General features: G+C 63.1%; 20 protein-coding genes. All 20 read right to left on the bottom strand.

The features are described from left to right. Window positions 1–23: 23 nt before the first annotated feature. Window positions 24–2315 carry a hypothetical protein gene (locus ACQY7R_RS19180; RefSeq protein WP_428307176.1) on the bottom strand — a complete coding sequence of 764 codons (2292 nt, stop codon included), beginning with the start codon at window positions 2313–2315 and terminating at the stop codon, window positions 24–26. A 290-nt stretch (window positions 2316–2605) separates the two neighbouring features. Continuing rightward, a complete protein-coding gene (locus tag ACQY7R_RS19185; protein WP_428307177.1) occupies window positions 2606–3769 on the bottom strand; it encodes a GTPase in 1164 nt (387 codons plus the stop codon). Then, entirely contained in the window at window positions 3766–4620 is an 855-nt protein-coding gene (locus tag ACQY7R_RS19190) for a type III pantothenate kinase (RefSeq protein ID WP_428307178.1), read from the bottom strand. Before ACQY7R_RS19190 ends, ACQY7R_RS19185 begins: the two co-directional genes overlap by 4 nt. Window positions 4621–4650: 30 nt before the next feature. After that, a complete protein-coding gene (gene obgE, locus ACQY7R_RS19195; RefSeq protein WP_428307179.1) occupies window positions 4651–5670 on the bottom strand; it encodes a GTPase ObgE in 1020 nt (339 codons plus the stop codon). Between the two features lie 84 nt (window positions 5671–5754). Beyond that, window positions 5755–6012: a 50S ribosomal protein L27 gene (gene rpmA / locus ACQY7R_RS19200; RefSeq protein WP_428307180.1), complete on the bottom strand. Its 258-nt coding sequence runs from the start codon at window positions 6010–6012 to the stop codon at window positions 5755–5757. Window positions 6013–6131: 119 nt separating this feature from the next. After that, window positions 6132–7124 carry a hypothetical protein gene (locus tag ACQY7R_RS19205; protein WP_428307181.1) on the bottom strand — a complete coding sequence of 331 codons (993 nt, stop codon included), beginning with the start codon at window positions 7122–7124 and terminating at the stop codon, window positions 6132–6134. Between the two features lie 362 nt (window positions 7125–7486). Next, window positions 7487–8305, bottom strand: coding sequence for an EF-hand domain-containing protein (locus tag ACQY7R_RS19210; RefSeq protein WP_428307182.1), 819 nt, complete (start codon window positions 8303–8305; stop codon window positions 7487–7489). A 152-nt stretch (window positions 8306–8457) separates the two neighbouring features. Continuing rightward, the gene (locus tag ACQY7R_RS19215) at window positions 8458–9294 is read right to left on the bottom strand and encodes a DUF3891 family protein (protein WP_428307183.1); all 837 of its coding nucleotides are present in this window, start codon (window positions 9292–9294) and stop codon (window positions 8458–8460) included. A gap of 46 nt (window positions 9295–9340) precedes the next feature. Then, window positions 9341–9901 carry a Uma2 family endonuclease gene (locus ACQY7R_RS19220; protein ID WP_428307184.1) on the bottom strand — a complete coding sequence of 187 codons (561 nt, stop codon included), beginning with the start codon at window positions 9899–9901 and terminating at the stop codon, window positions 9341–9343. Between the two features lie 113 nt (window positions 9902–10014). After that, the gene (fba, locus tag ACQY7R_RS19225; protein WP_428307185.1) at window positions 10015–11052 is read right to left on the bottom strand and encodes a class II fructose-bisphosphate aldolase; all 1038 of its coding nucleotides are present in this window, start codon (window positions 11050–11052) and stop codon (window positions 10015–10017) included. A gap of 526 nt (window positions 11053–11578) precedes the next feature. Further along, window positions 11579–12391: a hypothetical protein gene (locus ACQY7R_RS19230; protein ID WP_428307186.1), complete on the bottom strand. Its 813-nt coding sequence runs from the start codon at window positions 12389–12391 to the stop codon at window positions 11579–11581. A gap of 264 nt (window positions 12392–12655) precedes the next feature. Beyond that, a complete protein-coding gene (locus ACQY7R_RS19235) occupies window positions 12656–13237 on the bottom strand; it encodes a hypothetical protein (protein WP_428307187.1) in 582 nt (193 codons plus the stop codon). Window positions 13238–13336: 99 nt separating this feature from the next. Beyond that, a complete protein-coding gene (locus ACQY7R_RS19240; protein ID WP_428307188.1) occupies window positions 13337–13912 on the bottom strand; it encodes a bL17 family ribosomal protein in 576 nt (191 codons plus the stop codon). A gap of 74 nt (window positions 13913–13986) precedes the next feature. Beyond that, entirely contained in the window at window positions 13987–14979 is a 993-nt protein-coding gene (locus ACQY7R_RS19245) for a DNA-directed RNA polymerase subunit alpha (RefSeq protein WP_428307189.1), read from the bottom strand. Between the two features lie 86 nt (window positions 14980–15065). After that, window positions 15066–15692 (bottom strand): 30S ribosomal protein S4, encoded by a 627-nt coding sequence (gene rpsD, locus ACQY7R_RS19250; RefSeq protein ID WP_152101557.1) that lies wholly within the window; start codon window positions 15690–15692, stop codon window positions 15066–15068. 89 nt (window positions 15693–15781) lie between these two features. Beyond that, on the bottom strand, window positions 15782–16183 hold the full coding sequence (gene rpsK, locus ACQY7R_RS19255; protein ID WP_428307190.1) for a 30S ribosomal protein S11: 402 nt from the start codon (window positions 16181–16183) through the stop codon (window positions 15782–15784). A gap of 85 nt (window positions 16184–16268) precedes the next feature. Further along, window positions 16269–16652 carry a 30S ribosomal protein S13 gene (gene rpsM, locus ACQY7R_RS19260; protein ID WP_152101559.1) on the bottom strand — a complete coding sequence of 128 codons (384 nt, stop codon included), beginning with the start codon at window positions 16650–16652 and terminating at the stop codon, window positions 16269–16271. A gap of 122 nt (window positions 16653–16774) precedes the next feature. Beyond that, complete coding sequence (rpmJ, locus tag ACQY7R_RS19265) at window positions 16775–16972, bottom strand: 50S ribosomal protein L36 (protein ID WP_428307191.1); 198 nt, start codon at window positions 16970–16972, stop codon at window positions 16775–16777. A gap of 54 nt (window positions 16973–17026) precedes the next feature. Continuing rightward, entirely contained in the window at window positions 17027–17821 is a 795-nt protein-coding gene (gene map / locus ACQY7R_RS19270; protein WP_428307192.1) for a type I methionyl aminopeptidase, read from the bottom strand. Window positions 17822–17862: 41 nt separating this feature from the next. Then, complete coding sequence (locus ACQY7R_RS19275) at window positions 17863–18423, bottom strand: adenylate kinase (protein ID WP_428307193.1); 561 nt, start codon at window positions 18421–18423, stop codon at window positions 17863–17865. Window positions 18424–18480: the final 57 nt, after the last annotated feature.

Below are 18480 nucleotides of genomic sequence, written 5' to 3' on the forward strand. Positions count from 1 at the left end.
TGACGGCCTGGGTCAAAGCGTTTCTAGCGACGGCGGACGTTCGTTTCGCCGTTCGAACGGCGGGCGACGTTCGTTTGTTGGCGTTGGCCGTTCGTACGACCCTCCTGAACGGCGGGCGAAGTCCGCCGCTGTTCAGCGACGGTCGATTCGCTCATCCGCGGCTCGGGAGTGGAAAGTTCCACCTTGCCAAGCGCCTGGCCCATCGCGGTCAGGTTCCCTTGGGCGACGAGCGTTGCGTCGTTGGCCAAGATGCCTTCGCTCACGCCTTGCTCAATCAGTTCCAAGCCCGCTTCGGTGAGGTCGTACGCTTTTTCACGCAGCCCGATCTCCCAGTAGGAGACGCCCATGCTCACCAAGGCGTCGCCATGGTGGCCCGGCGTGGCGAGCGGCGTCATCGGCGCCGGCTTCAGCAGCGGCTTGCAGGCTTTGTCGTACCACTTGCAAGCGGTGCGATGGTCGTTGCGGTGGACGGCGTGGACGGCGCCGAGTTGGAAGCAAACGCGGCCCATCACATAGTCGGTGTCGGGATACTCTGCACGAGTAGCCGAAGCCGCGGTGAGTAAGCTTTGCGCTTGTTCGCCGTACTTCACGGCCAGGTCCGACTCGCCGCGGCGATGTTGAATCTCCGCTGCGTGGAAGTAGGCGAGGCCAAGTTCCCAGTTCAGTTCTTTGCGAGCCGCGTCGTCGGTGAGCGTCGGCGTCAGTTCGGTCACCGCTTGTTCGGCTTCGGCGACCCACAGTTTCGGATCGATCGGCGGCGAGAGACGCCCGCCAGCCATCAGCGCGCTCTGAGCGACTTGCAGGCGAACGGCCACGTCGGCCTCGCCGGCGGCGATCATCTGCTCGGCAATGCCCGAGGCCCGCGTGATCCACTGCCCGACGAACTCATCCTTCTGCTGCCAATCGCCGGCGGAGATCCGTTCAGCGACCGCTAAGTGGGCGGCGAGCAACACCTCGTGAGCCGAGGCCTGGACCATCACGTCGTTGTCGGCCGCGAGCTTGTCAGCCAGTTCAATCGCTTTGTTGTGGAGCGAGATCGCCCGCTCCTGAACTTCTTTCGAACCGAGGCTCGCCAGTTGGCCCATCTCTTCGAGAGCCGCGGCGCGAACGAGATCGGGCGCCGTCTTCCCTTCGAGGATGTGGCGAGTCTGTTCGACCGCGTCGTTGTAGCGGGCGAGTCGCGTGAGGCACTTCGCCCACTGCAAACGATACTCGTCGTTCGCCGGATCGGCTTCAACGGCCTTCGCGGCCAATTGTTCCGCCTCGGCGAGAGCGCCGACGTGCAGCTTGACCGACGACAGATAGTAACGGCAGTCTGTGTTGGTCGGATCGAGCTTCAACGCCGTTTCGAGATCGGCGATCTGGTGCGTGTAATCTTTCGCCGGCGAGCTGTGAGCGCGGTCGATGAACGCCTCAGGGCCGACGGCCCGAATGACGATTTCGCACACGGCGTCGACCGGGGTAGGCTCGATGTCGCTCTCGGCGCTGTCGTCGCTCGCCATCTCGCCAAGGTTCGGGCTGTGATGATACGTGACGCCACGCTCGGGGTACGTCGTCGAAACGAGCGAGCCCATGTCATCGAGCATCGTCGCCGAACGGAACTCGGTAAGGCCCAACCTGCCGCTGAGATCTTCCGCGGCGATCACCTCAGACAGTTCCACGCGAATCGAGGCGATGCGTTCGCCGTCGAAATCGACGATCGTTTGCGGAAATCCAGGGAGTTCAAACGAGAGCGTTTCCGCCGCCATATCGTCGTCGAGCGGCTCGCCCCACAACTTGATCAGTTGAGCGCGGGTGGTAACCCCGGGCGTGGCGCCGTTGAAGCTGGCGGTTTGTAGTTCCGATGGGCTTTGCGTAGCGGCGGGCGCATCTTCGGCGAACGCCATCGGTTCGTCGGACGGAAACTCGTCGATGACCGCTTCGTCGGTTGCGACCGAACCTTGAGAGTCGCCGGGCGGTTCAGCCAGCGTCGGTTCGGCGCTGCCAGCGGCGGGTTCGGCCAGGTCTGGCTCGAACTGTGATTCGTACTCAGAAACGTCGGCGATCGGCTCAAGCGGCGCGTCGTCCGACTGATCGGTGGCGAGCTCAACGTCAGGGTCGACCGTCGCCGCGCTGCGTCCGGTGACGATGATCGAGCGTTCGCCCGGTCGCGGCGCTCGATCGGCCGCGACGGCGAAGGCGACGTCGAGCGACGACGCCTCTTCCGCGCAGGCGAGAGCGGAACCGCCGAAGGCGGTCAGGAGGCCGGAGAATGAGAGTATGGCCCACCGCCGCGCAAAGCGCAGGCGTGGCCTGGCGAGATTCCCCCCTGACATTGCAACATCCTCCTGCGCTGTGGGCGCTGGGCCATCCTGGCCCCGGCCGCTTCAAGATGCGAAATCTTGAGCCTCGTGAGTCGGGTCTCGGCGAGACGGCAAGCCGGCCGTCTCTTATCGCAACGCAGCGCGTCCAATCTCGCGCGGCGTCGCGTCTCCATGAGCATCTATCGGCCGATACGGTTAGTCGCGTTGCGGAAAATAGTCCGATTAGTCACAGAAACCGACGCAGGTAAACCCTTCAGCGACAGTGCTGGCAACTGAATTCGGAACGTGGAGTTGCCGGTCGCTTAGAGTTGCGCTAGCAGTGCCCGCGCATCGGCGGCGACCGCGCGGCTCGCGGCGTCGAGCGCTGCCTGCAGCAACTCAACTTGCCGAGTTGTGAACGGAATCGCCACGCGTTCGGGAGGCGTCGGCACGAGCCGCCGCGAAATCTCAGCCAGCAAAGCGGGGAGTCCGTCTCCGGTGAGCGCCGAGACATACGCCGCGCCAACGTCGCTCGCCGGGCGCCGATCGGCGGTAATGCGATCCGCCTTATTCACCACGAGCAGCGCGTTCTCGATGCGGTCGACGCCAAGCTCCGCTTGCCACTGCCGGATGGCGACGGCTTGCGGTTCGTCCTGCAACTCGGCGCCATCCAGAACCCACAGCACAAGGTCGGCCCGCTGCAGTTGTTGGCGGGCCCGCGTCACGCCCTCAGCCTCGAGCGGGTCGTTCGTCTGGCGGATTCCGGCCGCATCGGCCAGCCGCACTGGCCAACCGTCGATCGCCGTCTCGGCAGTGAGCACGTCGCGGGTCGTTCCCGGCTGGTCGAAAACGATCGCTCGCTGGTAGCCGACGATCGCGTTGATGAGGCTGCTCTTGCCGACGTTCGGGCGGCCCGCGATGGCGACGAGCCACGGCTCGACTAGGTGACGGCCCAGCGGCGCCCGTTCCAGCAGCCGTGCGAGCTGCTCGCGCGCCGCGTCGATTTCCCCGGCGTTGAATGCATCTCGAGCCGCGCTAACCGCGAGTTGCAGGGCGCCGTTCCGTTGGTTCAACAGAAGTTCGGCGGTGCGGCGGGTTGTCGCCTGCGCCAGCGCCCTGTCGGCCTCCGCTTCAATCAACGATGCAGAGCGCTGCTTCGCCCAATCGTCCCGCGACTGAATGATGCACCCCGCTGCCGCAAGTGCGGCGAGGATCCGCTCGGCCGCTGCGACGCCGCCGTGGCAGTGAATCTCGAATGCTGCGTCGCCGCCGCGGATAACGATCACTTCTTCACGATGCTCGCCCGCGCCCCACTCGCCGAACGCGATGCGATCAATAGTCTGCTCCGCCGCTGAGCGCCCGTTCGCCGCACGGAAAGCGGCGTCGATCGCGGCCGTCGCCCCAGGCCCTTCCGCCGCGATGACGGCGACGGCGCCCCGCCCAGTGGGCGTCAGCAGAGACGCACAGCTCGCACGCTCGCCAGTCATATGACGACAAGCCGATCGGCCGCTAAGCGAATGCCGGAAAGCACTAGGTGCGGCAAATGGCGAGCCGGCTGGTCCCCCAGCCCGACGAGCGGCGCGAACCCGTCAGCCCCGCCCCCGGTGAGGAAGACCTGCGGAGGCGTCGCACACTGGCGAGCGAGCTGCTTCGTGAGCTCGCGAATCGCCCCCACGGCGCCCCAATAGGCGCCCGAGGCCATCGCTTCGATCGTCGACTTGCCGACGACCGGCGGCGGCGAAGCGAGCACCTGCGCATCAAGCTGCGGTAACGACGCCGTCCCCGCATGAAGGGCAGAAAGCGTCAACGTCGGCCCGGCGACGATCGCTCCCCCTTCAAACGCTCCGTCGGCGCCCACGAGATCGACCGTCGTTGCCGTGCCGATGTCGATCGCCACGGCCGGCGACTCAGGACGACGCAGCTGGTTAATCGCGAACACGCTAAGGAGCCGGTCGATGCCGACCTTTTCCGGCTCAGCCACGCGGACGGTGAGAGCCAAATCGGCGGCACGCAAACTCGCCAGTCGCCGCCACGGCCGAAGCTGCAACCGAGTGAGCAGTTTCTCGGCAACGCCGCGATGGACCGAGGCAACAATGCACTCCATTTCTTCGCTCGACGGCAATTCGCTTAAGCAGGCGTCGACGGCGGCGGTCCATTGTTCTGCCAAACGATCCCGGTGATCGACGCGAAAGACTTCCGCGGGAGTCGCTAGCGGCGTCGCAGCGATCGGCAGCGACGCCGGTTTGTCGCTCGCACACGCCCCGGCCGCGGGAAACCAGCCGAGCTTGATGCAGCTGCTGCCGACGTCGATGGCCAGAATGTTCGTATCGTTCGCCATGTGATCTGCGCTGAGCGGCGGCGTCAGCGGTTAACCGTTCGATGCGGCCTGCTCGGCCTTGCGCGATTCAACCAGCGTCGCGTAGGTCCGCTGCATGAGCGCGTTCAACCCTTCGCCGGTCACCGACGAGAAGAGTAACACCTCGCGTCCCGTTTCGGCCGCGAGCTTGTCGCGCACTTCGTGGGCGCCAGGAAGTTCCCCTTTGCTCACCGCGATCAATTCGGGGCGATCAGCCAAATCGACGTCGTACTGCTCAAGTTCGCCACGAATCGTCCGATAGTTCTCCAGCGGGTCGGTTCCGTCGACCGGCGCCGGCTCGACGAGGTGGATTAGCACGCGGGTTCGCTCGACGTGGCGAAGGAACTCGTGCCCCAACCCGGCGCCGGCGTGGGCGCCTTCGATCAACCCCGGGATGTCGGCGATCACCATCGTCCGATCCATGTCGATCTGCACGATGCCAAGGTTGGGGATCTTCGTCGTGAACGGGTAGTCGGCGATTTCGGGACGAGCCCGCGAGACGCGGCTGAGCAGCGTGCTCTTGCCGGCGTTCGGTTTGCCGAGCAGGCCGACGTCGGCGATTACCTTCAGTTCGAAGGTGATCCTCCGCTTCTCGCCCAGCCCGCCGGCAGTGAACTCGCGTGGGGCCTGATTAGTGGCCGACTTGAACCGGGTGTTCCCCTTCCCGCCGGCGCCGCCGCGAGCGGCGTAGACCTCTGCGCCTGGCTCCGAAAGATCCTTCAGCACGAAGTCGCCCTCGGCGTCGATCAAGACCGTGCCGGGCGGAACGCGGATGATGAGATCCTCGGCCTTGCGACCGTGGCACTTCGAGCCTTGGCCGTGAGCGCCCGACTTCGCTCGCCAGTGCTTGCGGTGCACCAGCTCCGAGAGGCTGTCGACGCCCGGTTCGGCGATCACGATGACGCTGCCGCCGTCGCCGCCGTCGCCGCCGTCCGGCCCGCCGCGCGGGACGTACTTTTCACGCCGGAAGCTCATGCAACCGTCGCCGCCGCGGCCCGCTTCAACATCGACAGTAACGCGATCAACGAACATGGAACGACTCAAAAAAAAAACAGGGATGCACCCACCGGCGCATCCCTGGCGAAATCTAATCAAACAACGCGACGCGTCAGCCGACTAGTTGGCCGACGGTTCCGGAACGATGTTCACGCGGCGACCTTCTTGGTCGAACTTCACGCGACCTTCGGTCAGCGCGAACAGGGTATAATCCTTACCCTGGCCGACGTTCTTGCCAGCGTGGAACTTGGTGCCGAGTTGGCGAACAATGATGCTGCCAGCCGTCACGAGTTGACCGCCGAAGCGCTTGACGCCGCGACGTTGACCATTCGAATCGCGACCGTTGCGGCTCGAACCTTGACCCTTCTTATGTGCCATTGCAAAGACCTTCGACTGTAAACGTTAGGCTTGATGAAAAAATCGATGCCGCGGCGAGGTCGCTGACCTCCAGCCTACGGACGATTAGTCCACAGCCCGAGATTCCGAGTCCGGCGATTCTACCGGTAAACCCAGCGATAGGCAACGCCTTCGCCGGAGTCATAGAAATCGGCCCGCTGGGGGGCGGTTCCGAAGCGAACTTCCCGCTCATTCTGGCCGATATCGTCGCCAGGACGCCAAAAGTTAAGCTGGAGCGTCTTGTAGGTGAATTTCCGGCCGGTTCCGGGGGCATCCCCCTTCTTGAAGGCCCCCTTGGGATCGGTCCAGGCCAGGCCGTTCGATAGCCCCCGGACGTAGATCGAGAAGAAGTCGATTTGCGGGTCGACGTCTTCCCACATCGCCACGCCCCAAGCCCCTTCCTGAGTTCGGCCCGCTTCGACCTTTAGGAGTTGCTGAGCCAAGTCGACGCTGTTGTAGAGCGTCCCCCGCGGCAATTCCCGCTGTTGAATCGGGCCGAGCGCTGTCGGCACGATTCGGTCGAGGTAGGCCTTCCGTACTCGCTGGCCGCCGGAGCGGTCGTTGCTCGTCAGCACGAGTTCGGGGATGAAGCGAATCTCGTCGGTGCTCTTCGCGACGGTCTCGAAGTTGCCGTCGGGGTTCGCCTTGCCGGTGAGGCCAGCGCCGGTGTTCCGCACACGGTAGACCATGTACCAGATTTGCTTGCGCTGAACGCGGCCGCTCGGCTGCGGCACGTCGACTTCGATCATCCGCAGCGGTTTGAAGGCGAATTCCAGGCACCAAACGTCGTTGATGAAGACCGCGTCTTTGGCCATCTCGAAGAGCGTGCGGCTCTTAGTGGTCGTCGACGCTGGTTCCCACTGCAAGCTTGTTTCGGAGAGGATCTCCGGAATATCGTGCGTGCTGATCACATCCGCGCGATCGACCGACGGCGGAATCGTCGTCAGCACGCCCGGGGCGAATTCGCCGGGAGCGGGAGCGACGTTGGCCGTCACTTGAGCAGGTTCTTGGGCGCTAACCGCGGCGACTCCGCAAGCGAGCGGCGCCAGCGCGCACATGAGTGCCAAAGAACGGGAAAGTCGATCGCTGAGCATGAGATGCTGTTCCGGGAAACTGACGTAACGTCCGTCGCCGCACGAGCCATCCTATGCAAGGCGAGAAGGATCCAGACTTTAGACGTCCCTGCAGTATAAATGCCCGGCCCCGCAGCAGCAAACTTCGCCCCGTCGCCCCAGCCTTCCCGCGGCCCGTTTTTCGCGGTTTTCTCGGTGGAAACGAGCAAAGAGCCGCCGAGACCGCACAATCCGCAGATCTACCGCCGGAAAACGACGATACCCCGTGGACGCCCAACCAAGTCGGCAATCCACGGGGCAATACGCGGTGTCACTATCTTCGACTTGGACCGCCCACCGGGGGCCGCCCAATTGGCCCCGATGGCGTCCAAGCAAGTTCGCCGTTACGCCGACTTTTCGTCAGCCGACTCGGCCTCTTTCTTTTCCTCTTTGTCGCCCTTCTTCTTGTCGGCCTTATCCGACTTGGCGTCAGCCTTCTCGGTCTTGCTCGAGGCAGATTCTTCACGGTCGCCGCGACCACGGCCACGACGCTCACCTTCGCCACGCGGCGGACGACCTTCCGGGCCGCCGGGGCCGCCAGGACCGCCGAAGCCACGCGGGCCGCGGGCAACGATTCGCTCGTGCAACGTCCGCATCAGCGTCTCGAACTCTTCGACGCTCAGTTGGTCGTTCTTGTCGGCGTCGAACTCCTTGAACAGTTCAGCCGGCGGCGGGCCCATCGGGCGGAAGCCGGGACCAGGGCCGGGGCCTTCAGGGCCACGCGGGCCGCGTCCGGGACCGCCGGGGCCACCAGGACCGCCCGGTCCGCGACCTTCGGGACCGCGACCTTCCCCACGACGCCCATCTGGCGGACCGCCGGGACCGGGACCATCTGGACCGCGTCCCTCAGGGCCACGCGATCCAGGTCCGCGTCCTTCCGGACCACGCCCGCTAGGACCACGACCCTCGCGGGGGCCGCGCTCGCCAAATTGCTCGCGACGGAATTCGCGGGCCTTCTCGCGTTCGCTGTCGCTCAATTCGCCATCGCCGTCTTCGTCGAAACGCTTGAGCATCCGCTCGCGCATCTCTTCGCGGCTGGGGCGTTCGGCGCGCTCGGCTTTCGGCGGCTTGTCGGCTGGCTTTTCGGTCTCGTCATCGGCTTGGGCAACGCTCGCTAGCGACGCCAACATCAACGTCGCGCAGCCGTATCGTAGGAATCTCATGGTTCACCTCACGCCTGGGATAAGGGGAGTCTTCTACTATTCCTGCGGCCCGCAAGACACGTGACCGCTAAGACAATTAACTCCATCCTGATGGAGAGGTTTCGAAGCGAAAAAGAAAGTTTTCTCGACCGAATTCGGTAAAGAACCTCGCCTCAAACGTGGCGAAGCGCAGGATCGGTCGCCAGGCGCCAACGGAGCGTCTCCGGCCGGCCCGCGGCTAGCAAATCCCGCGGCGAACCATAGCATTGCGCCGGGGCGAGCAAAGCGTCCGCTTCGATCTCAATTGCGGCCACGTCGAAACGCCAAGGCGCGGCGTGTGCGACGCCTCGATCGGGCTGGTCCGCCACAGCGAGGCCTACGCCCGAGAGCGCCATTTCGACGGGCGTTCCGCGGCCGGCGACGTACGGATTCTTCGCGTCCGATCGCGCCTCTCCGCCCGTCGGGCAGCGGCAGCAAAACCAGAGACTCGCCTCGTCGAAGCCCCACAGCCACTTCAACGCTTCGTCTGCGACCGCGTGATCGCGAGCGTCCGGATCGTACGATTTCCATTCGGAGAACCACGCCTCGCGACGCGGCGCAAGTTCAGCCAGCCACGCCTGGGCGCGCGGCTCGAACCGCGCGTGCTCGGAGTGCTCCAGCAACCGAATGAAGTGGCCGCTGATCATCCAGGCGGCAAGCGGGCCGATTTCTTTGGCCGCCGCGATCGACCGCGACCAGATTATCGTCGCATCGCCGACTTCCAGTTCCATGAACGAAAGGGGGCGACCAAGCTTGGCGTCGAGCCGCGGGGCCTCTTCCCATTCGCGCCAGCCATCGTCGTGCGCAGCGATCGCGACGAGGACTTCGTCGCGAATGAGCGAGGCGATCTCCGCGCCGAACTGGCCGCGGCAGTGCGATGCGAGTTGTGCGCTGATACGGGCGTGCTCGATTTGCGAGATGAGCGCCCAGCCGGGGGAACCGTCTGCCAGTTGCACGTCTCGCCGGATCATCGCTCAACTTCTCCGTGCGTGACGTGCATTCAGCCGCGGTTCGTGCCTACAGCCCCGCGAAGAGATCGGCGACGCGGCACTTGAAGCCAGGCAAGACGCTGCCGCCGGTGAGCATGTCCTTTTCGGTTAGGACTTGGATGTCGTCAACGGCTTGATAGACCATCGCAGTTCGATTCGCTGGATCAACAACCCACGCTAGTTCGACGCCCGCTTGAAGCCATCGACGCATTTTCAAACCAACTTCACGCACCGTATCGCCTGGCGACAAAACCTCGAACACCATATCTGGCGCTTCGGGGAAGTAAGTCACAGGAACGCCGAGTGAGTCGATTCGCTCGCGTCGCACGAAGCTGCCGTCAGGCCCCAGCACAGAATCTGGATTGCGTGCAACAACGAAGCCGGTTTCGGCAGCGAACGTCAAACCGAGCCGCTGCTCTGCAACAAACTGCCCCAAAAGGAATGAAAGGGTTTGAGTAACCAAACCGTGTGCGGCTCCGGGCGGCGACATATGAACAATCTCCCCCTCGACAAGCTCGCACCAACGCGACTCATCAGACGGCATACGGAACAGATCGTCCGCAGTCAGCAAATGCGCAGCTGTACTCATACCGGCATTATACCTCATTCCGTTGGCGGGAATTCAAAGCCAAACGGGCGGTCGCGACGTTGCGCGACCGCCCGCTGGGCGTGGGATCTTGTCTCTCGAACCAACCGATTTGCTTACTTGTAGTAGCTCGCGAATTGCTCGGTCGAGACTGGCTTAATCTTCGGAGCATGGCCCGCCTGGCCGAAGGCGACCATGCGGTCGATGCAGACTTGCTTCATCGCGTCGCGGGCCGGCTTCATGTAGTCGCGGGGATCGAATTTCTCCGGCGATTCGGCGAAGACCTTGCGGATGGCGCCGGTGATCGCGAGGCGGTTGTCGGTGTCGACGTTGATCTTGCGAACGCCGTGCTTGATGCCGCGTTGAATCTCTTCTACCGGCACGCCCCACGTCGGCTTCAGGTGGCCGCCGTACTTATTCATGATGTCCTGCAGTTCCTTCGGCACGCTGCTGCTGCCGTGCATGACGAGGTGGCAGTTCGGCAAACGCTTGTGAATCTCGACGATGCGGTCCATCGCCAGCACTTCGCCGGTCGGGGCCGAGGTGAACTTGTAGGCGCCGTGGCTGGTGCCGATGGCGACGGCCAAGGCGTCGACCTTCGTGTCCTTCACGAACTGCTCCGCTTCGGCCGGATCGGTCAGCAGCTGATCGTGCGACAGGACGCCGGTGGCGCCGTGGCCGTCTTCTTGCTCGCCTTCGCCGCTGACGAGCGAACCGAGGCAGCCGAGTTCGCCTTCCACCGAAACGCCGACGGCGTGGGCCATCTTCGTCACTTCGCTGGTGACCTTCACGTTGTAGGCGTAGTCGGCGGGCGACTTGCCGTCAGCTTGCAGCGAGCCGTCCATCATGACGCTGGTGAAGCCGTTCTCGATGGCGCTCTTGCAGGTGTCGGGGCTGTTGCCGTGATCTTGGTGCATCGCCATCGGGATGCCGGGGTAGAGTTCCGCGGCGGCGAGCATGAGGTGGCGGAGGTAGTTGTCTTGCGAGTAGGAGCGGGCGCCGCGGCTCGCCTGGACGATGACCGGCGATTCGGTCTCGCGGGCAGCTTCCATGATCGACTGGATCTGCTCCATGTTGTTCACATTGAAGGCGGCCAGACCGTAGTTGTTCTCGGCGGCGTGATCCAAAAGCAGACGCAGGGGTACTAGGGGCATATCAAACTCCTCGAATCGTTAGGCTCGTCGAACCATCGGGCCGGCCCAAATAGCCGACCGCTTTGCCGCCGAAAGCCCCCCATTCTAGCAACTTGCTAGACGCTCCAAGAGGGGGTCGGAAGCGGCCGCTTCTCCCGCCGAACGCCCTGATTTCGGCCTATCCTTCGCTCAATGACTTTTGAGTTTTGCGTCACTTCGGGGGGCCCCATTAAAACAGTGCAAAAGTCGGTTCGCCGCCGTCGGACGAATCGTGATTCGCCCGCGATTTGTCGACGTTTTCGCTGTTTTTCGAGGCACCCGGCACGAGGACTTTTGCGTTTTTCGCCTCCGCGCCAACCGTGCAAAAGTCGCTATCTTCGGCAGGATCGTATTCCCGACGCCGTAGCAAACAAACTATCGAGAATGTCATCCGCCGGAATCAGCCGCCGTCAGGGCACAGCGCTAGGCCCAATCCTAAACCTATCGCCGCGGGATCGATGATTGCAGCCGGCAGTTTCGGCCAGCTGGCGCCCGGCTGGATGCGCCGCTACTTCTTCTCGGTAAGAATTTCGCTCGGCGGCACCTGCATCAGGCGGATGAGAATGAGCTTGCGCTCGTCGCGGCCGGCGGCGCTGGCGGTGTGGAAGACGCCGCCCAGGCTCGCCTTGGCGTCGGGAAGACAGCCGACGACGAGCAACTCGCCCGGGGCCAGATTCGCCTCCATCGCCAGGTCGTTGAAGACTTCGCGTTCCCGCGAGGGGATCGACATGAAGATTCCCTGATCGCTGCCAGCGTAGCGCTGCTTCATGTCGCCGTGGTGGAGCTCGGGAATCAGCCGCACGCGAACCTGCTGCCCCGGAATCGACTCGGCCTCCAGCGCGTAAACGCCCTGCATCTGGCGGAATGTTTTGCCGCCGATCGAACTGCCGCTGCTGATGAGCACCTGCGCCTCGTCGCGGAGTTCCGAAACCTGGATCGAGGTCGGCTCGCGACGCTTCACCTGCACAACGCGGCGGGTGACGCGCGGCATCGCAGTCTGATTGGTAATGACCCGCGAGGCGGATTCTTCCTCAGCGTCGCTCTTCAGGGCGAGGAGCTTGGAAAGGTCTTCCGGCAATGTCCCGCCAACGACGCCGACGCGGAGGCCGTTGGAAATCAGTTTTCGCCGCAGGTCGGCGTCGAACTCTTGCTCGTCGATCCGCTCCCACAGGGCGTCGGCCTTCTTCTCCTGGTCTAGCGGAATGCGAGCCTGGAAGATTTCGAGCGTAACACTGTCGGCCGATGTTTTGACGGGCTTCAACAGCGAGTCGAATGCCTGCTCCGGCGGCTTGTCGAAGACCTGGCAGCCGAGCGCAATCATCGCTGCGCAGCTGAGAAGCCAGGCATTGCAACAGATTGATCGCGAGGGCGAAGACATGTGTGCCGTGAGAACCAGCCGGTGACGGAGCGAGAAGCTGGCGGACGTTACAAATTGCGACAGACGGCGTCAACGGCGAGTGGGTGCTAGCATGCGAGGCTCCGCGTCGAGCTTTGCGTGACGCTGGACTGGTCGCTTAAGCGACCAGTCAGACGCGGGCTCCATGCCGTGGGCAAAGTGCGGAGCTGGGCTCAGCAGCCCTCGCGATCACGAGGGAATCATCTTCGGCGCAGGCCAGCGCTGCCCGCGGATGCCGCCGTGCTCCGCGGCGAGTTGATCGAAGTCTCCTTCCAGAAACTCGTACAAATGCGGCGGCGGATCGCTCGCCAGCCACTTGCGCGTCATGCGGTCCATCAATTCGTCGTACTTCTTCTGCGAGGAACCATGGGCGTAGCAACGGCCTTCATGCCGCCGCAGGTCGCCGTCGAAATCGGGGCCGATGTGCCACAGCTCGTGGACGATCGTCGAGAGCTTCTCCTCGAGCGGCAGGTTCATGAACCGCGGCAAATAGAAATTGAGGAGGTAGAGATACTCGTGCCCTGCCCCGTCGACGAGCGGCTGTATGCGGAGCATACGGCCGCGGTATTTGCGTTCGACGCTGCCGCCGGCGAAGCGGAGCGGCGTGAGCGTCGCAAAGACGCCGTGCATCGCCCGATTGCGAGTCTGGCAGACGCCGATCGCAACGCGTTCCATCTCGACGTGGGCCATCTCCTGCAGGCGCTGCGAAATATCAGCGCAGACCAATCGCATGGCTGCGGTGAAGTCGAATCCATTCGACCGACGTGACATAGCGGATCGCCGTAGATGCCAAACGAAACGCACCTAAGCTAAAAGCCACCCGCAAGGCGAGTGGCTTTTAGGCCTGAACGATAATCTCAGCCGTGAGGCTTACTTCGCCGCGGCGTCGTCGAACGACGGCTTCTGGCTCTTCTGCACGACGCGATCACGCACGCCGACGAGTTCCAGAATGGCTTGCTCGCCGGCGTCGCCGAGGCGGACGTTCGGCAAGCGGACGATGCGGGTGTAGCCGCCATCGCGGTCGGCAAAACGGCCAGCGATTTCGCTAAACAGCACGCTGACGGCTTGCTTGTCGCCCAGCAACTGCAGACAGCGGCGACGAGCAGTGACCGACGGAGCAATCGCGGCGGCCCAGGCGTTCCACTTCGGGCTTTGACGCCAAGCCTTCCACTGTTCGCTGTTGCGCTCGGCATCGGTGCCGTGCTTCGCGGCGGCTTCTTCAGCCACCAGCGACTTCTTCGCGATGGTGATGCACTTCTCGACCAGCGGGCGAACTTCCTTCGCCTTCGGCACGGTCGTCGTGATGCGCCCCTTCACCTTGGGCGCGTTCGAATCGAACTCCGCATCCCGTTCAGTGAGGAACAGCGCGCTCGCCAAGAAACGCAACAGAGCGCGTTGATGACTGGGGTTACGCCCTAATTTACGACCGGCTCTACGATGACGCATGGCTCTAACTACCTAACGGTGTCCCCCGCGAAGCGATTGCTCAGCTCGTTGGGAGAAAACAGATTGGACTTAAATTAAAAACTGCCCGCGGCGCTCGCCACCCGCATCCCGAGGTGCAGGTTGAGGTCGCGAAGCTTTTGTTGGACTTCAGCCAGGGTCGTCTCGCCGAAGTTGCGGACTTCCAGCAGCTGATCTTCGGTGCGGACCACTAGGTCGCGAACCGTCATGATGTTCTCGGACTCGAGGCAGTTGCTCGCCCGAACCGACAGGTTGAGGTCGGCCAACGGCATGTTGAGCTTCGACTCGAGGGCTGCATCGCCCGTCGGCTGACCGCCGCGAGCCGCGGCGTGAACCTGCGGGCCGAGGTGGGTGTACTGCACGAACGGCGTGAGATGCTTGCGGAGAATCTTGGCCGATTCGACGATCGCCATTTCCGGGCCAACCGAACCGTCGGTCCAGATTTCGATCGTCAGCTTGTCGTAGTTCGTCTTCTGACCGACGCGGGTTTCTTCGACGTCGTAACGAACGCGAGTGACGGGGCTGAAGACGGCGTCGATCGGGATGATGCCGATCTCGTGAACTTGCTCAGCTTGCTCAGTCGCCGAGACGTAGCCACGACCGTTTTCCACGACCATTTCGACGACGAAGGGGACGTCGGTCGTCAGGGTAGCGATCAGGAGATCCTTGTTGATGATCTCGACCGATTCATCCGTTTCGATGTCCGACGCACGGACTTCACCGGCGGTCTTGCGCTCGACGCGCAGAACCTTGGTCGAGTCGCTGTGGTTCTTCACGACGAGCGACTTGATGTTCAACACGATGTCGGTGACGTCTTCGAGGACGCCTTCCATCGTGGTGAACTCGTGCTGGGCGTTGTGAACTTTGATTTGCGTGACTGCGCTGCCTTCGAGGCTCGACAGCAAGATCCGCCGCAGACCGTTGCCGACCGTCGTGCCGAAGCCACGCTCGAACGGCTCGGCAATAAACTTGCCGTACGTCCGCGTGAGGGTCGACGCGTCGCAAATCACCTGACTGGGCAGTTCAAGTCCACGCCATCGAATATGCATCGTTTATCTCCACCGTCTCTGTGTACCGGCCGCCTGGGGAAGGCGGCGAATGCGTCGTGGCCCGGGGAGGGCCGCAGCTCGAAGCGTTACCGCGAGCACAATTCGACGATCAACTGCGTTTGCACCGGGATCGACACGTCGTCCGAAGCGGGCAACCGGCCGACGATCCCTTCCGGAACGTCCGAGCCAGTGACCGACAGGAAGTCGGGGGTTTGACGCGAATTCTCGGCCATGTGGCCCTTGGCCAAATCGAGGCTCTTCGAACGGTTCTTCACGCGGATCACGTCGCCGACTTGCACCAGATAGCTGGAAATGTCGCAACGCTTGCCGTTGACCGTCACGTGACCGTGGCACACCAGCTGGCGAGCCGCCGAACGGCTCAAGCCGAAGCCGAGGCGATGCACGACGTTGTCGAGACGACGCTCGAGCAAGCTCATCAGCACGTCGCCGGTGTTGCCCTTGGTCGCTTCCGCACGCTGGTAGTATTTGCGGAACTGACGCTCAAGCACGCCGTAATAATGCTTGACCTTCTGCTTTTCGCGAAGGTGGACGCCGTAGTCGGTCAGCTTGCCGCGACGGCTTTGCTGCTGGCCCGGGGGGGTGTCGCGACGTTCGATGCCGCACTTCGGCGTATCGCAGCGCGTGCCCTTGAGAAACAGCTTCATCCCGTCGCGGCGACAGAGACGACAAACAGGTCCGGTGTAACGTGCCATGAATTAAGTGATCGGTGACTGGTGATCAGTGACTGGTAATGTATTGGCGTGAGCCGGGGCGCCCGACTCTGGCGCGTCGCAGGCCTAGACTAGACGCGACGCTTCTTGCGGGGACGGCAGCCGTTGTGCGGCAGCGGGGTGACGTCTTCGATCGACTTCACCTTGAGGCCGGCGGCTTCCAGGGCGGTGATGGCGCTTTCGCGACCGCTACCCGGGCCCTTCACGCGGACTTCGACGTCCTTCATGCCGTACTTGCGAGCCTTTTCAGCGGCTTGCTGAGCGGCCATCTGACCGGCGAACGGGGTGCTTTTACGGCTTCCCTTGAAGCCGCTCGTCCCGGCGCTGGCCCAGCAGAGGGTGTCGCCCTTGGTGTCGGTGATCGTCACGGTGGTGTTGTTGAACGTCGCCGTGATGTAGGCGATGCCAACGGTGACGTTGCGACGCACCTTCTTGGGCTTCGGGGCTGCTGCGGCTTTGGTCTGCTTGGCCACTGGTCGATTACTCCAAACTTGGGGCCGCGGTCGGCGAGCGCGTCGCGGCGAACTAACGGTGAATGAACTAACTCAGGCTGCGCGACTAGCGCAGATCCTTGACGCCCTTCTTGCCGGCGACCGTCTTCTTCGGTCCCTTGCGAGTACGAGCGTTCGTCTTCGTCCGCTGGCCGCGAACCGGCAAGCCCCGGCGATGACGCATGCCGCGATAGCAAGCGATGTCGCGAAGGCGCGAAATATTTTGGCTTACTTGCCGACGAAGCTGACCTTCGACGGTGTAGTCCTTGTCGAGCAGCGCCGCGATGCGGGCGACTTCGTCTTCGCCAAGGTCGCGAGCCTTGCCAGCCGGGTCGATGCCCGCCTTGTGGCACAACTCACGGGCGATCTTCGGCCCCACGCCGTAGAGGTAGGTGAGGGAAATCACCACTTGGCGGTCATTCGGAATGTCGACGCCGAGCAAACGAGGCATATTCTCAATACTCCAACTAAACGGGATGCCGGCGCACCTGCGCCGGACAACCGAAAAGGGTTCAGGGGGCCGGATTCAACGATCTGAATCAGACGGCTTCGCTGTTCCCTAAGCTTGTTTTGTTAACCCTGCCGCTGCTTGTGCCGCGGATTGCTGCAGACAACGCGGACCACGCCTTGGCGGCGGACCACCTTGCACTTATCGCAAATTCGCTTGACGCTAGCCCTAACCTTCATCGCACGCGCCCTTCTCGACCGCAACCGTTTCTGGGGAAACGGTGCAATATAGCCGCTTGACAGCCGACCCTTCAAGGCCTCCATCTCGCGGAAAAATACCTAATCCCCCATCCCACCGCGGAACGGGGTATAAAACGCTTAAACCGCTGAGTTTTCCATCTCCGCCGGCGTTGGCGCCACCGTCAGCAGCACCGGCCCGTCCGGAGTGATCGCCACCGTATGTTCAAAATGGGCGCTGGGCTTGCCGTCCGCCGTGACCTGAGTCCAGGTATCGGCGAGCATTTTGACCCGCTTCGTTCCCATATTCACCATCGGCTCGACCGCGATCACCAGCCCGGGCTCAATCCGAAAATCGCCGCTGCCGCGTAGCGACCGGCTGGCAAAATTCGGCACCTGCGGCTCTTCGTGCATTTCCCTACCGATGCCGTGCCCAACGAAGCACTCCACCGTCGAGAAACCGTGATCGCCAATGTACGTCGCCATTTCCCGAGCGATGGCGCTCCAATAACTCTTGGAGCTCATCAACTCGATCGACAGCTTCAACACTCCGTGCGTCGCGTCGAGCAACCGCTGAACCTGGGGGGAGATGGCGCCAACCGGATAGGTAAACGCTGCATCGCCGCACCAACCATTCAGTCGGCAGCCCGTATCGAGACTCAGGATATCGCCTTCCACCAACGGCTTGTTCGTCGGAATGCCGTGGACCACGGCCTCGTTGACGCTCATGCAACAAACCGCGGGAAACGCGGGCTTGTTGCGAATGCTGTTGGGATAGTTCTTAAACAACGGCTCGGCGCCGAGTTGGGCGAAGTGATCGGCGATGGCATCGTCGATTTCCACCGTCGTCACGCCGGGGCGAACCATTTGCGCTGCGATCTGATGGGCCTGCCAAACGGCGAGCCCAGCTCGCCGCATCAGACCGATCTCACGCATCGACTTAAGATTCACCATCGCCGCTTTGACCGGAAACCGCGCTAGGCGCGGGCGCCGTTCAACTCCACTTCAATTCTCGCAAATACATCGTCCGGCGACCCGAGCCCGTCGATTTCGCGAAGGGTTCCCCGACCTTGGTAATAGGCCGCCATCGGGTGGGTCAGCTCGTCGTATTGTTCCAAACGCTTCACGATCACCAGTTCGTCGTCGTCCTGACGACCGCGGCCGGCGAGGCGTTCCAGCAAAATTTCTTTCGGGACGTGGATCTGCACGGCCAAGTCGAGCGGCGTCTTCCGTTCCGCCAGCATCTTGTCGAGCATGATCGCCTGAGCGGCCGTGCGCGGGAAACCGTCGAGGAGATATCCCCCTCCGCAATCCTCGCGAGCCACTCGATCAATCACCAGCTGGTGCACTAACTCGTCCGGCACCAGCCGTCCCGTCTTCATGAACGGTTCCGCCTGATGACCTACTTCGGTTCCTTGCCGCATGGCTTCACGCAGCATGTCGCCGGTCGACAGGTGGGGGACCTGCAATCGCTCGGTGAGCCGCTTGGCCTGCGTCCCTTTGCCGGCGCCGGGAGGTCCGATTAGCACGATACGCATGACGAAACCACCCAAGCGACGACGAGGAAGTCCAACCGGCCAATCGCTCGCAGCTCC

Source organism: Lacipirellula sp. (assembly GCF_965279485.1).
In the GTDB taxonomy this organism is placed as follows: domain Bacteria; phylum Planctomycetota; class Planctomycetia; order Pirellulales; family Lacipirellulaceae; genus Lacipirellula.

What these genes read in the sequence shown, in the direction of transcription:
- ACQY7R_RS19245 (WP_428307189.1), bottom strand. Translation starts at nt 14,979, where the DNA reads ATGCATATTCGATGGCGTGGACTTGAACTGCCCAGTCAGGTGATTTGC.
- ACQY7R_RS19235 (WP_428307187.1), bottom strand. Translation starts at nt 13,237, where the DNA reads ATGTCACGTCGGTCGAATGGATTCGACTTCACCGCAGCCATGCGATTG.
- ACQY7R_RS19205 (WP_428307181.1), bottom strand. Translation starts at nt 7,124, where the DNA reads ATGCTCAGCGATCGACTTTCCCGTTCTTTGGCACTCATGTGCGCGCTG.
- obgE (WP_428307179.1), bottom strand. Translation starts at nt 5,670, where the DNA reads ATGTTCGTTGATCGCGTTACTGTCGATGTTGAAGCGGGCCGCGGCGGC.
- ACQY7R_RS19275 (WP_428307193.1), bottom strand. Translation starts at nt 18,423, where the DNA reads ATGCGTATCGTGCTAATCGGACCTCCCGGCGCCGGCAAAGGGACGCAG.
- rpmJ (WP_428307191.1), bottom strand. Translation starts at nt 16,972, where the DNA reads ATGGAGGCCTTGAAGGGTCGGCTGTCAAGCGGCTATATTGCACCGTTT.
- ACQY7R_RS19240 (WP_428307188.1), bottom strand. Translation starts at nt 13,912, where the DNA reads ATGCGTCATCGTAGAGCCGGTCGTAAATTAGGGCGTAACCCCAGTCAT.
- ACQY7R_RS19230 (WP_428307186.1), bottom strand. Translation starts at nt 12,391, where the DNA reads ATGATTGCGCTCGGCTGCCAGGTCTTCGACAAGCCGCCGGAGCAGGCA.
- ACQY7R_RS19185 (WP_428307177.1), bottom strand. Translation starts at nt 3,769, where the DNA reads ATGACTGGCGAGCGTGCGAGCTGTGCGTCTCTGCTGACGCCCACTGGG.
- rpsD (WP_152101557.1), bottom strand. Translation starts at nt 15,692, where the DNA reads ATGGCACGTTACACCGGACCTGTTTGTCGTCTCTGTCGCCGCGACGGG.
- map (WP_428307192.1), bottom strand. Translation starts at nt 17,821, where the DNA reads ATGCGTGAGATCGGTCTGATGCGGCGAGCTGGGCTCGCCGTTTGGCAG.
- ACQY7R_RS19215 (WP_428307183.1), bottom strand. Translation starts at nt 9,294, where the DNA reads ATGATCCGGCGAGACGTGCAACTGGCAGACGGTTCCCCCGGCTGGGCG.
- rpmA (WP_428307180.1), bottom strand. Translation starts at nt 6,012, where the DNA reads ATGGCACATAAGAAGGGTCAAGGTTCGAGCCGCAACGGTCGCGATTCG.
- ACQY7R_RS19210 (WP_428307182.1), bottom strand. Translation starts at nt 8,305, where the DNA reads ATGAGATTCCTACGATACGGCTGCGCGACGTTGATGTTGGCGTCGCTA.
- fba (WP_428307185.1), bottom strand. Translation starts at nt 11,052, where the DNA reads ATGCCCCTAGTACCCCTGCGTCTGCTTTTGGATCACGCCGCCGAGAAC.
- ACQY7R_RS19190 (WP_428307178.1), bottom strand. Translation starts at nt 4,620, where the DNA reads ATGGCGAACGATACGAACATTCTGGCCATCGACGTCGGCAGCAGCTGC.
- ACQY7R_RS19220 (WP_428307184.1), bottom strand. Translation starts at nt 9,901, where the DNA reads ATGAGTACAGCTGCGCATTTGCTGACTGCGGACGATCTGTTCCGTATG.
- rpsM (WP_152101559.1), bottom strand. Translation starts at nt 16,652, where the DNA reads ATGCCTCGTTTGCTCGGCGTCGACATTCCGAATGACCGCCAAGTGGTG.
- ACQY7R_RS19180 (WP_428307176.1), bottom strand. Translation starts at nt 2,315, where the DNA reads ATGTCAGGGGGGAATCTCGCCAGGCCACGCCTGCGCTTTGCGCGGCGG.